10 protein-coding genes are annotated in these 12,964 nt (G+C 48.0%); 6 read left to right on the forward strand and 4 right to left on the reverse strand.

Annotation, left to right across the window (positions count from 1 at the left end; genetic code table 11):
* Window positions 1-17 precede the first annotated feature (17 nt).
* The 4 genes from NOM72_RS14015 to ahpF all read left to right on the forward strand — a co-directional run bounded on the left by NOM72_RS14015 (window position 18) and on the right by ahpF (window position 5,114).
* Complete coding sequence (locus NOM72_RS14015) at window positions 18-1,364, forward strand: GntP family permease (protein ID WP_174316716.1); 1,347 nt, start codon at window positions 18-20, stop codon at window positions 1,362-1,364.
* A gap of 20 nt (window positions 1,365-1,384) precedes the next feature.
* Entirely contained in the window at window positions 1,385-2,785 is a 1,401-nt protein-coding gene (gene gnd, locus NOM72_RS14020; RefSeq protein ID WP_035395489.1) for a decarboxylating NADP(+)-dependent phosphogluconate dehydrogenase, read from the forward strand.
* 221 nt (window positions 2,786-3,006) lie between these two features.
* Window positions 3,007-3,570, forward strand: a complete 564-nt coding sequence (ahpC, locus tag NOM72_RS14025; protein WP_023469815.1) for an alkyl hydroperoxide reductase subunit C — start codon at window positions 3,007-3,009, stop codon at window positions 3,568-3,570.
* A gap of 14 nt (window positions 3,571-3,584) precedes the next feature.
* Window positions 3,585-5,114, forward strand: a complete 1,530-nt coding sequence (ahpF, locus tag NOM72_RS14030) for an alkyl hydroperoxide reductase subunit F (protein WP_055969738.1) — start codon at window positions 3,585-3,587, stop codon at window positions 5,112-5,114.
* A gap of 43 nt (window positions 5,115-5,157) precedes the next feature.
* Here the strand turns inward: ahpF and NOM72_RS14035 are convergent, their stop codons facing one another.
* Window positions 5,158-5,727, reverse strand: coding sequence for a hypothetical protein (locus NOM72_RS14035; protein WP_023469817.1), 570 nt, complete (start codon window positions 5,725-5,727; stop codon window positions 5,158-5,160).
* A 250-nt stretch (window positions 5,728-5,977) separates the two neighbouring features.
* On the opposite strand from NOM72_RS14035, the gene NOM72_RS14040 reads away from it, so the two are divergent.
* Window positions 5,978-6,520 carry an ECF transporter S component gene (locus NOM72_RS14040; RefSeq protein ID WP_255999367.1) on the forward strand — a complete coding sequence of 181 codons (543 nt, stop codon included), beginning with the start codon at window positions 5,978-5,980 and terminating at the stop codon, window positions 6,518-6,520.
* Window positions 6,521-6,565: 45 nt separating this feature from the next.
* Here the strand turns inward: NOM72_RS14040 and NOM72_RS14045 are convergent, their stop codons facing one another.
* Together NOM72_RS14045 and NOM72_RS14050 are read right to left on the reverse strand one after the other, a co-directional pair.
* Window positions 6,566-8,059 carry a malate:quinone oxidoreductase gene (locus NOM72_RS14045; RefSeq protein WP_023469819.1) on the reverse strand — a complete coding sequence of 498 codons (1,494 nt, stop codon included), beginning with the start codon at window positions 8,057-8,059 and terminating at the stop codon, window positions 6,566-6,568.
* Between the two features lie 193 nt (window positions 8,060-8,252).
* Complete coding sequence (locus tag NOM72_RS14050) at window positions 8,253-9,758, reverse strand: glycosyltransferase family 2 protein (protein ID WP_255999368.1); 1,506 nt, start codon at window positions 9,756-9,758, stop codon at window positions 8,253-8,255.
* A 179-nt stretch (window positions 9,759-9,937) separates the two neighbouring features.
* Here NOM72_RS14050 and NOM72_RS14055 point away from each other — a divergent pair, with 179 nt between their 5' ends.
* The gene (locus NOM72_RS14055) at window positions 9,938-11,467 is read left to right on the forward strand and encodes a cryptochrome/photolyase family protein (protein WP_255999369.1); all 1,530 of its coding nucleotides are present in this window, start codon (window positions 9,938-9,940) and stop codon (window positions 11,465-11,467) included.
* A 40-nt stretch (window positions 11,468-11,507) separates the two neighbouring features.
* On the opposite strand, the gene NOM72_RS14060 is transcribed toward NOM72_RS14055, so the two are convergent.
* Window positions 11,508-12,875: an amino acid permease gene (locus NOM72_RS14060; protein WP_255999370.1), complete on the reverse strand. Its 1,368-nt coding sequence runs from the start codon at window positions 12,873-12,875 to the stop codon at window positions 11,508-11,510.
* Window positions 12,876-12,964 lie beyond the last annotated feature (89 nt).

A 12,964-nucleotide genomic window follows, 5' to 3' on the forward strand; every position in this document is an offset into this window, starting at 1 on the left:
TTTTGGGGGAAGTCATCATGCCTTTAGTCATCGTAGGAATTGGGATCGTCGCGTTGCTCGTTCTCATCATGGGGTTGAAATTAAATACGTTCGTCTCACTCATCATCGTTTCCTTTGGCGTTGCACTACTACTCGGCATGCCGCTCGATCAAATCGTCAAGACGATCGAAGCCGGTATCGGAGGAACGCTTGGTCACTTGGCACTGATCTTTGGTCTTGGTGCCATGCTTGGAAAGCTGATTGCTGACGCCGGGGGAGCGCAGCGAATCGCCATGACGCTTGTCGCCCGATTCGGGGAAAAGAACATCCAATGGGCAGTCGTCGTCGCTTCGTTCATCATCGGGATCGCCCTCTTCTTCGAAGTCGGACTCGTTTTGTTGATTCCAATCGTCTTTGCGATTTCACGTCAACTTCGTGTCTCGATTCTATATCTCGGGATCCCGATGGTCGCTGCCCTATCCGTCACGCACGGATTCTTACCACCTCACCCAGGTCCGACCGTCATCGCTGGGGAATATAAAGCCAATATCGGGGAAGTCTTATTGTATGGTTTCATCGTTGCTGTTCCGACGGTCATCATTGCCGGACCAATTTTTACGAAAATCGCAAAACGACTCGTACCTGAATCGTTTACACGGACAGGAAACATCGCGTCACTCGGGGAACAAAAAGAATTTGATTTAGAAGAGACACCAGGCTTCGGCATCAGTGTCTTCACGGCGATGCTACCGGTCCTCTTGATGTCGGTCGCAACGATCTTCACGCTCTTACAAGAAACACTCGGTTGGGGTGAAAATAGCGTCATCTCGGCAATCGAGTTCATCGGGAACGCTTCAACGGCGATGTTGATTTCACTACTCGTCGCGGTCTACACGATGGGGATCGCGCGTCAGATTCCGATGCAAACGGTCATGGAATCCTGCACGACGGCGATCGCCCAAATCGGGATGATGCTATTGATCATCGGTGGTGGTGGTGCCTTCAAACAAGTCTTGATTGACGGTGGTGTTGGGAAATACGTTGCGCACTTATTTGATGGATCAGCGTTATCCCCAATCCTACTCGCTTGGTTGATTGCTGCGATTCTGCGGATCTCACTCGGTTCCGCAACAGTCGCTGCCCTTTCGACAGCAGGTCTCGTCATTCCGTTACTGGAGCAATCCGACGTCAACTTAGCGCTCGTCGTTCTCGCGACTGGTGCAGGTAGTCTGATCGCTTCACACGTCAATGATGCAGGCTTCTGGATGTTTAAAGAGTATTTCGGATTATCATTAAAAGAAACGTTTGCGACATGGACTGTGCTTGAGACGATCATTTCCGTTTGTGGACTTGGGTTCGTTCTTCTCCTCAGCCTCGTCGTCTAAGAAAAGGAGTCGTTCTACTTATGCAACATTCTATCGGAGTCATCGGGCTTGGCGTCATGGGACGCAACCTGGCACTGAATATGGCGAGTCATCAAGAAGAAGTCGCCATCTATAACTACACACGTGATTTAACGGACGATCTCGTCGCACATGATGAAGGACTACCCCTTCATCCGTACTACGACATTGAAGCATTCGTTCAATCACTCGCTCGCCCACGTAAAATCTTCATGATGGTCACGGCTGGTAGCGCGATTGATTCAGTCATCGAATCGTTGCTTCCGCATCTCGAAACAGGCGATATCATCATGGATGGTGGGAACTCTCACTTCCTCGATACAGAGCGTCGTTTCGACGAGTTACAACGCCATGGGATCGAATACATCGGCGTCGGTGTATCGGGTGGTGAAGTCGGTGCGCGGACCGGTCCTGCGATCATGCCTGGTGGATCGAAAGAAGCTTACGAACATGTCGCACCGATCTTGACGAAGATCGCCGCTCACGTCGAAGGAGATCCATGTTGTGTTTATATTGGTCCGAAAGGCGCTGGTCACTTCGTCAAGATGGTCCATAACGGAATCGAGTATGCGGACATGCAACTGATCGCTGAAGCGTATAGCTTCCTTCGCTTCCGTCTCGGACTCGACGTCACGGAAGTCGCGGACATCTTCGCTGAGTGGAACGAAGGTGAACTGAAAAGTTACCTGATTGAGATCACAGCGGACATCCTCCGAAAAACGGATGACGAGACAGGGCAACCGTTGATTGATGTCATTCTCGATCAAGCCGGTCAAAAAGGAACTGGAAAATGGACGAGCCTACAAGCCATTGATAATGGGATCGCCTCTTCGATCATTACAGAAGCCCTGTTCGCGCGTTACCTTTCAGCTATCAAAGAAGAACGCGTCGCAGCGTCTGCTGTCCTAAAGGGACCAGAAGACTTGTCAACGCTTGAGCGAGACGCGTGGGTCGAACGGATTCGTCAAGCGCTTTATATGGGGAAAGTTGCCGCATACGCGCAAGGCTTCACCCAGTACCGAACGTCGTCTGAGTTGTATGACTGGAACTTACGCCTCGAGGAGATCGCCTTGATCTTCCGTGGTGGATGTATCATCCGTGCCGACTTCTTGAACGTCATCAGTGAAGCGTTCAAAAATGATGCGAACCTCTCGAACTTGATGCTTGCCCCTTTCTTCGCTGAGAAAGTACAGGCGTATCAAGAATCGTTACGTCACGTCGTTGCCGAAGGTGCGTTATCTGGTTTTGCACTCCCATCTCTATCGACGTCACTGACGTATTACGATAGCTACCGGACGGCGAATTCGAATGCCAACATGTTGCAAGCACAACGCGATTATTTCGGAGCTCACACGTATGCTCGGACAGATCGCGAAGGGATCTTCCACACGGACTGGCAATAAAGAATACAGCTCCCGACTCCTGTTTCATTTAGGAGTCGGGATTTCTTTTTTTGTTCACACAATCTTTCCTGAAATAAGAAATTGCCGATTATACCTTGACAAAAGTGTTGGTCTATATGAAATTAGTATTAGATTAGAATTATTCTAGTGTGATAAATACAGATTCCTTGTATGCACTAGAACAGATTCTAAAAATAGAACCCTTGAGGAGGATTTTTATCATGTCTTTAATCGGAAGTGAAGTAAAACCATTCAGTGCATCAGCATTCCACAACGGAGAATTCGTTGACCTAACGGATGCCAACCTTCGCGGTAAATGGAGTGTCGTATGTTTCTACCCTGCAGACTTTACATTCGTTTGCCCGACAGAACTCGAAGATCTTCAAAACCAATACGAAACACTCAAAGCGCTTGACGTTGAAGTTTACTCTGTTTCAACAGATACGCATTTCACACATAAAGCATGGCACGAAACATCAGAAACAATCGGTAAAATCGAGTACGTCATGATCGGCGACCCATCACACGTCATCTCACGTAACTTCGAAGTCTTGAACGAACAAGATGGTCTTGCTGACCGCGGTACGTTCATCATCGACCCAGACGGCGTCATCCAAACTGTTGAAATCAATGCAGGCGGTATCGGTCGCGATGCAAGCACGCTCGTCAACAAAATCAAAGCAGCACAATACGTACGTAACAATCCAGGCGAAGTCTGCCCAGCGAAATGGGAAGAAGGCTCTGCAACACTCACACCAAGCCTTGACCTCGTCGGAAAAATTTAAGGAGCGGATTCGCGATGGCTTTAGCACCAGACATTAAAGCACAACTCGCGCAATACCTCGAGCTTCTCGAAGGCGATCTCGTCCTAGCGGTTAGCGCTGGGACAGACGCCGTCTCGCTTGAGATGAGCGCACTCGTCGAAGAGATCGCAAGCATGACACCACGCATCTCCGTCGAGCAGGCAAGCCTTCCCCGGACACCAAGTTTCACAGTCAACCGTGTCGGTGAGACAAGCGGCATCACGTTCGCGGGAATCCCACTCGGTCATGAGTTCACGTCCCTCGTTCTCGCTCTGCTACAAGTCAGCGGTCGAGCACCGAAGGTCGATGCGGAAGTCATCAAGCAGATTCAAGGCATTCAAGAAACGTACCACTTCGAGTCGTACATCAGCTTGAGCTGCCACAACTGCCCAGATGTCGTACAAGCATTGAACGTCATGAGCGTCCTCAACCCGAACATCAGTCACACGATGATTGATGGTGCGGCATTTAAGGAAGAAGTCGAACAAAAAGAGATCATGGCTGTTCCGACGGTCTTCGTCAATGGCGAAGCGTTCGGTAACGGACGGATGTCACTTGAAGAAATCTTGGCGAAGCTTGGCACAGGTGCCGATGCTTCTGATTTCGCTGATAAAGATCCATACGATGTCCTCGTCGTCGGTGGTGGTCCAGCTGGATCGAGTGCTGCCATCTATGCAGCCCGTAAAGGTATCCGGACAGGAATCGTCGCAGAACGCTTCGGTGGACAAGTCATGGATACGATGAGCATCGAAAACTTCATCAGCATGAAGTACACGGAAGGACCAAAACTCGTCGCAAGTCTTGAGGAGCACGTCAAGGAATATGGCATCGACGTCATGAACCTACAACGGGCAACTCGCCTTGAGAAGAAGGACCTCCTTGAGCTCGAGCTTGAGAATGGTGCTGTCTTGAAAACGAAGAGTTTGATCCTTTCAACAGGTGCACGCTGGCGTAACGTTGGTGTCCCAGGCGAACTCGAATTCAAGAACAAAGGCGTCGCCTACTGCCCACACTGTGATGGTCCGTTGTTCGAAGGAAAACGTGTCGCAGTCATCGGTGGCGGAAACTCAGGAATCGAAGCAGCCATCGATCTCGCAGGAATCGTCAAGCATGTCACGGTCCTTGAGTTCGCACCGGAATTAAAAGCAGACGCTGTTCTTCAAGAACGCCTCGCTTCACTTCCGAACGTCACGGTCGTCGTCAACGCACAGACGAAGGAAATCACAGGAACGGACAAAGTGAACGGTATCACGTACATCGAGCGCGAAACGAACGTCGAACGTCACGTCGAGCTCGAGGGTGTCTTCGTCCAGATCGGTCTCGTACCGAACACAGACTGGCTCGGTGAAACGGTGAACCGTAACAAGTTCGGTGAAGTCCAAGTCGATCGCCACGGCGCAACGAACGTACCAGGCGTTTTTGCCGCAGGAGACTGCACAGATAGCGCGTATAAACAGATCATCATCTCGATGGGATCTGGTGCAACAGCTGCACTCGGTGCTTTCGATCACTTGATCCGGAATTAATGAAAAAGAGCGGAACTCAAACGAGTTTCGCTCTTTTTCTGCCTCAATAGTAGATTTCACCGTACCATGAACAATGATATTCTTTCGTGATGTGATGTCTTGTTAAGATGCCTTGCTTCGCGTATGTACCACTGACCGTTACGACCATCGTTTGCAAAGCATCGATTGGAGTACCGGAGAATCCGGTTTGCGTCCACTTTCCACCATCGATCGCAAGAGACGTCATCGAAAAGACATCGGATAATCGTTGGCGTTTACTCTGTTCCAAGAGTTCCGTCTCGAAATTTCCGATGATCCGGACATCGTTTCCACGTTCCGTACGTTCAAGCGTTCGTTCACTATCCCACTCTAAGCTCGTTTGGACACGTAGCGGCTTCAACCGTTCGAGTGCCCGTTCTTGAAAACGTTCCGGCGAAACCCAGTCCTCGTCTGCGAATTGATTTGCTGCAAGCAACGTGACGTCCGCATTTTCATGTGTCCGATTTATGTTTTCCACGATTTTTTCATATGCTGCGTAATAACGTTGGTGTTGTGTCGTCTGGTCCTTTGCCTCCGATGTGACTGATGACAATGAAGCGAATAAAAAAACAGCTGTCGCAATCTGATATTTCACTGACTTCCCCTCCCTTTCGCTGTTCATTGTACGAAAAAAACGAGGAATAGATTCGAAAACGACAACCGTTTTATGGATTTTTTCATTCAAGAGTGTATCAATAGATCGTACTCTTATGGAATTAAGAACAGATCAAGATTTGTATTCAAAACTGACCCCTATAAATAATTCAAAGTTGACACTTTTGACTAGTCCAGTCATCTGATAGATTGAAGATATCTAAAAATCTATCATAAAGAAGGTTAGCCACATGCAAAAAGCAGCACCGTATTCTAGCACTCGTACCCGCCAGCTCGTCATCACTGCGATGTCAATCGCACTTGTTCTTGTTGCAACGATGTTCATCAATATTAAATTACCCATCGCTCCAAACGGTGGTCTCATTCATATGGGAACAGCGATGCTCTTTCTTGTTGCCATTTTATTCGGTCCACGGACAGCATTGATTGCCGGTGCTGTTGGAATGGGCTTATTTGATCTTCTATTGGGCTATACGATTTGGGCCCCTGGTACGATCATCGCACGTGGACTTCAAGGGCTGATTGTTGGTTACATCGCGTGGTCAGGTGGTCGCAACGGAACGAATGTCACATTCAACTTGATCGGGATGATCGCTTCCGCTCCTGTCATGCTGCTCGTCTACTTCGTACATGAAGGGATTATGTTCAGCAACTGGGTCGCACCATTCGGTTCCATTACAGGAAATATCATTCAAAATGTCGTCGGAATCCTCGTTGCGATTCCAGTCGGGATCGCACTGAAGAAAACACGCTTCTTCCGTAACTTCCGCTAAATCAAAAAAACCGTCCGGCTCCTCGTAGAGTCGGACGGTTTTCGTTTAGCGAATCGGTTGACCTTGTTCGAGTTCGAGCGTTTTTGCTGTTTCGGCATGGATCTGTTCGAACAGCTCCGGATGTTCAACGAGTGAGATCCCGTAAGACGGAATCATCTCCTTGATTTTTGCTTCCCACGCTGGTAATTCGGACGGGAAACATTTTCCGAGTACTTCGAGCATGACTGGAACCGCTGTTGAGGCACCTGGTGACGCCCCGAGTAAGGCAGCGACAGATCCGTCGGCTGCACTGACGACCTCTGTTCCGAACTGGAGTGTCCCTTTTCCTTGTGGTGTATCCTTGATGACTTGGACACGTTGACCAGCGACGACGACATCCCAGTCTTCTGTCTTCGCATTCGGAATGAACTCTCGTAATTCGTTCATCCGTTGTTCCGTCGACAAGAGGACTTGCTCGATCAGATACTTCGTCAATCCCATCTCTTTAGCTCCCGCAGCAAGCATCGTCAAGACGTTGTTCGGTTTGACGGACGCAATCAAATCCAGATTTGATCCTGTCTTGAGGAACTTCGGTGAAAAGCCAGCGAACGGTCCGAAGAGGAGTGATTTCTTCCCATCGATATATCGTGTATCCAAGTGCGGTACTGACATCGGCGGTGCTCCGACTTTCGCTTTTCCGTAGACTTTCGCATGATGCTGTTCAATGATTTCAGGATTTTTACAGACGAGGAACAAGCCACTGACTGGGAAACCACCGATCTGCTTCGATTCCTCGATGCCTGTTTTTTGGAGCAATGGTAAACTACCGCCGCCACCCCCGATGAAGACGAACTGAGCCGTATGATGCTCGATCCGGTGATCGCGCTCATTCTTCACTTTGACTTCCCAACCTCCGTCAACACGTTTCAAATCCTCGACACCGTGCTGATAGTTGATCTCTACATCGTGCTGTTCGAGATATTCAAACAGGATTCGTGTCAACGCACCAAAGTTGACGTCCGTTCCTGAATCGATTTTTGTCGCAGCGATCGGCTCAGGTGACGTCCGACCGTTCATGATGAGTGGAATCCACTCGGCTAATTTCGCTGGATCCTCTGAATATTCCATTCCCGCAAACAACGGATTTGCTGATAGCGCTTCCAATCGTTTTTTCAGAAATTCGACGTTTTCTGTTCCTTCAACCATACTCATATGTGGAATCGGCATGATGAATTCTTTCGGATTCGGCAAGACACCTTCCTTGACGAGATGCGACCAGAATTGACGTGATAGTTGGAACTGTTCGTTTACTTTGACCGCTTTACTGATATCGATCGAACCATCAGCATTTTCCGTCGTATAGTTCAGTTCGCATAATGCGGCGTGACCTGTTCCTGCATTGTTCCACTCGTTCGAGCTCTCTTCCCCGGCACTCGCGAGTTTCTCGAATACCTTGATGTTGATCTCAGGCGCGAGTTCTTTTAATAAGACCCCTAACGTCGCGCTCATGACTCCGGCACCAATTAAAATAACGTCTGTTTTTTTAGGCATACTGCTCATGATATCCTTCCTATCCCCGTTGATATTATGGACTACCTGTCATGAAAAACTTCCCCCTCATGACGACAACTTACCTTTCCATTATAACCCTATCATAGCTTGCGCAGAAAGGAACTTCTTTTACATTCAGAAATGTGCCGAGGCAGCTGATTTTACAAAATCGTCTGCCTCTTTTCGAAGCAGACGATTCCGCTCATTTGATGCGTAATCCTAAGTTTCCTTTAATGGTTTCATACCAACGATAGGTGTGATAGCTTTTTTGAATCACTGGCTCCTCCATCGAAATAGCCATTACCTGCTGCCCATAGTCATCAAAGCGTAGATAAACAAGATAACTCCCCCGCTCCATTTGTTTGGGTAGCTCTACCCGCAAGCGATAATAATGATTTTCAAGATCTATGACATCTGTCTTTAAAAGATGCGTTTCTTCCATCCAATTACGATGTTGTAACGAAATCCCTTCTACACGAATTCGACGATCTCCAAGTGTTTGAACCGTTAGCTCGAGTCCCTTTTCTGTCAGTTCTAATTCGTGCACCTTCACATATAGAGGGAGAGCTAGCATTTGTTTCTGACCACTGCCTAATGGAATACTCCAGTAAGGTTGATCATCCACCCATTCGATTTCCTTTGTTTCTTTCGATTTCGACCACTTGACAGCATCCATGAAATCATCAAAACGTCCGGTGTTCCAGTAATGATACAACAGACGATTGAACGGCTTTTCAATCAATGAATCGATGGGATAGGAACGGTGTTGCGTAAATAAGGCAACGACGCGCGCAAACATTTGATGATAGGCTGACGGATCATGACTTTTGAGAAAGTGCTTTCGATCATATAAGCGTGTGATGCAGTCAAACTCAATCAGTCGATTGAGGATGAGACGCTCCTTTTCAACAGGTAATTTATATTCCAACACACGTCGTAAGACGATAAGATTTGTTTCCATCTTTTCCATGATATCAGTCTGCTTCGTTAATGAGTCATTTTCCTCGAGACGGTTCAAATAATAGATGGGAGCCGTGACCGTTGATATCGCATCCGTTCGTATTAAGACATCGATAAAAAATTGTTTATCTTCGGCGAATTTCATCGAAGGAAATTGAATCGCATGACGTAGCAGAAAGTCTCGACGCATCATACGGGCACGTGGACCGAGATGATAAAACGCATGCTTTAACGTATAAGGAGAAACGTGATCACGATTACGATTCGATTCGTGAACACCGATGATTCGGTTCGGTTGATTCGTAGACACTTGAATCGTACGTCCGACGGCGTAGTCCACTCCGGTTCGATCCATCGTCTCATTCAAAATTCGTAATCCATCATGCGCTAACCAATCGTCCGCATCCAAAAACGTAACATATTTCGATCGTGCAAGAGCCAAACCTAGATTACGTGGCATCGCAGGCGTGCCCGTATTGTTTTTCAGCAGTATGCTGACAAGTTGAGGATATAAGGAAGATAAGCGTCTTAACAGACGGCGTGAGCCATCTGTGGATTTATCATCTACCGCAATGATCGTCACGTTTCGAATACCGATCGTCTGTACTAAAACGGAGTTAATCGTTCGTTCAAGATAGATAATCGCGTTGTACACTGGAATAACGACTGTAACAGCAACATGACGTCTTAGACGTTTTGCATTTAAAACCTCATAGTCTTTTGGTACTGATGAAATCTTTGACCTCACTTGATTCACTCCTCATCCTCAAAGGTGATTCAATTTATCAACTATATTGGTTTTTAATGTAAAATACTTATAGTATAAACAAAATTTAATTGTCCTGCAAGTATCGTTTGGAACACACACGAACGTATGAATTTATTCAAAAAAGGTAATCATATAACAAAGATAAAGGAGGGACTCTCATGGCGACACGCTGGATATTTGGTAATCAATTGAATCACGATCTCCCCTTATTGCAGGAAGCAAACAAACAAGATGACGTCATCCTAATGGTCGAAGCGTCCTCACGCTCCAAATGGAAGACGTATCATAAACAAAAACTTGTCCTCGTCTTCTCGGCGATGCGGCATTTCGCGGAAGAACTACGCGAGAAAGGCTTCACCGTTGATTACCGGGAAGCCGACTCGTTCGATCAGGCATTCAAGGCGCACCGGAAAGATCATGATCCGGATCATGTATTCTATACGGCGATTACGGACGAACCGATGCGCAAGGCAATGCACAAGTGGCAAGACGCCTTACCGAAGAAGATCACGGTCGAGGTCTGTTCTGACGTTCCGTTGTTTTTACTGACACAGGAAGAAGCGATTGAAGCAATCGGCGACAAACCATACAAGATGGATCGGTTTTATCGCAAACTGCGTAAGGAACGAAACGTTCTCATGAACGGCTCTAAACCGATTGGTGGAAAGTGGTCGTTTGACGCCGAGAACCGAAAACCAGCGAAGTCCGGAACGACGTTTCCGGATCCCGTTCAGTTTCGTCCCGATCGCATCACAAAGGACGTCATCGACAAGGTCGAGCGTGATTTTTCCGATCATCCGGGAGCACTTGATTCCTTCCATTGGCCGGTTACGCGAAAGGAAGCGACGCGGGCTCTCCATCGTTTCATCGAAGAACGACTCGAGACGTTCGGGACATATCAAGACGCTATGCTGACCAGTGAAGATACGTTATCGCACTCACTCTTGTCAGCAGCAATCAATCTCGGCTTGCTGACACCGGAAGAAGTCATTCGTCAAGTCGAAGCTGCCCTCGAAGATCAAGATGCTCCGCTCAATGCGGTCGAAGGTTTTATTCGACAAATCCTCGGCTGGCGTGAATACATGCGCGCTGTTTACTTAGCCGAGATGCCGGACTATGCTTCCGTCAATGCGCTACGTCACGAAGCGGATCTACCGGACTTTTTCTGGACCGGGAAGACGAACATGAACTGTGTCGCAGAATCGTTACGTCCCGTCGTCGAGCATGCCCACAATCACCATATCCAACGCTTGATGGTGCTCGGGAACTTCGCTAATCTGTTTGCGATCTCGCCGCAACAGACGGCAGATTGGTTCAATGAGATGTACATCGATGCCTACGACTGGGTCGTCTTACCGAACGTCCTCGGAATGGCGCTTCATGCCGATGGGGGAACGTTATCGACTAAACCGTACATCGCTTCGGCGAATTACATCCATAAGATGAGTGATTATTGCAAGGGATGCCCGTTCCATCAAAAGGACATGCTCGGAGAGGATGCCTGTCCGTTTAACGCCTTGTACTGGGACTTCATCGACCGGCATGAAAAACGCTTCGCTGATAATCAGCGGATGTCGATGATGTATCGGCAATGGGGAAAGCGCGATGCGGACAGCAAACGCGATATTCGCAAGAAAGCGAAAGCACTTCGGAAACAATTACAGGATGGTGCTTTCGATACACCATAAAACAAGCCGGTCGGATTAGATCCGACCGGCTTGTTTTGGCTTACGCACTTTTTTGATTAGCTGCTTGTTGTTTCTTTTTTCGGAGGTGATACAGTCCGAATAGTCCGAGGAACCAGACCGGTGTCAACAACAAGGCTGGACGTGTATCGTCAGCAAACAGCATGACGACGAGAATGACTGCAAACAATCCGAGCACGAGGTAATTGACGAGTGGTGTCAATGGCGCTTTGAACGTCGACGCCGCATGCAGTTCCGGATTTTGTTTCTTGTACCGGAGATGACAGACGAGGATGACACCCCAGACCCAGATGAAGCAGATCGCACTAATCGTCGTGACGATACTAAATGCTTGTCCTGGTAACAGTTTACTGAGCAAAGCACCGACTGAGACGACGATCGTCGAGACGAACAAGGCGTTTGCCGGAACATGGTTTTTGTTCAACTTCGAGAACTTGTTCGATGCTTGCTGTTGATTTCCCAGGTTATACAGAATCCGGCTCGTTGAGAACATTCCGCTGTTACACGCAGAAGCAGCGGACGTCAGTACGACGAAGTTGATGATTCCTGCTGCGAGCGGAATCCCGATCAGACTGAACGTCTTGACGAACGGACTTTCTGTTGCACTTAATCCTGTCCATGGGTTGATCATCAAGAGGACGAGTAAGGCACCGACATAGAAGAATAAGATCCGAAGCGGAATCTTATTGATTGCGGACGGAATGTTCTTCTTCGGATCCGCTGTTTCTGCTGCGGATACCCCAACGAGCTCTACGCCGACATAGGCGAAGACAACCATTTGGAACGATAGCAGGAATCCAGTAATTCCGTTTGGCATCCATCCGTCATGTGACCAGAGATTCGATACCGTCACGGGACCAGCGTCTGTTTTAAAACCAATCGCGAGTAAGACGATTCCGACACCGATCAAGGCAAGGATCGTCACGACCTTGATCAAGGCGAACCAAAACTCGAGTTCACCGAACAATTTAACGGTTAATAAGTTAAAACCAAGTAAAATCAAGAGTGCAAGAACGGCTGGAATCCATTGCGGGATATCAAACCAATACTTGACGTATACACCGACGGCGATAATGTCCGCCATCGCTGTCATGATCCAGCAGAACCAATACGTCCAACCGGTCACGAACGCGGCACGTGGTCCGAGATAATCTTCTGCGATGTCTGTGAGTGACTGATAACCTGCTTTTGACAATAACAATTCCCCAAGTGCCCGCATGACGAAGAAGATCGCGATCCCGACGAGTAAGTAGGCAAAAATGATCGATGGTCCTGCGAGTTGGATCGCTTTTCCTGATCCTAAAAATAACCCTGTTCCGATTGTTCCACCAATGGCAATCAACTGTACATGACGATTCGATAAATCCCGCTTTAATCCTTGCTGTTCCAAACCTGAACTCCTCCTTGTGATGGTTTCTCTACGCTTCAGACCGTTCTGTCGGTCCTGAAAAAGAAAAAAAGAGACTGGACGAATGTCCA

It is taken from the genome of Exiguobacterium sp. LL15, assembly GCF_024436095.1.
In the GTDB taxonomy this organism is placed as follows: domain Bacteria; phylum Bacillota; class Bacilli; order Exiguobacteriales; family Exiguobacteriaceae; genus Exiguobacterium_A; species Exiguobacterium_A indicum.

Bases quoted from the DNA above. Each gene is read 5' to 3' on its own strand.
- NOM72_RS14015 (WP_174316716.1), top strand. From the start codon at position 18: ATGCCTTTAGTCATCGTAGGAATTGGGATCGTCGCGTTGCTCGTTCTC.
- gnd (WP_035395489.1), top strand. From the start codon at position 1,385: ATGCAACATTCTATCGGAGTCATCGGGCTTGGCGTCATGGGACGCAAC.
- ahpC (WP_023469815.1), top strand. From the start codon at position 3,007: ATGTCTTTAATCGGAAGTGAAGTAAAACCATTCAGTGCATCAGCATTC.
- ahpF (WP_055969738.1), top strand. From the start codon at position 3,585: ATGGCTTTAGCACCAGACATTAAAGCACAACTCGCGCAATACCTCGAG.
- NOM72_RS14040 (WP_255999367.1), top strand. From the start codon at position 5,978: ATGCAAAAAGCAGCACCGTATTCTAGCACTCGTACCCGCCAGCTCGTC.
- NOM72_RS14045 (WP_023469819.1), bottom strand. From the start codon at position 8,059: ATGAGCAGTATGCCTAAAAAAACAGACGTTATTTTAATTGGTGCCGGA.
- NOM72_RS14055 (WP_255999369.1), top strand. From the start codon at position 9,938: ATGGCGACACGCTGGATATTTGGTAATCAATTGAATCACGATCTCCCC.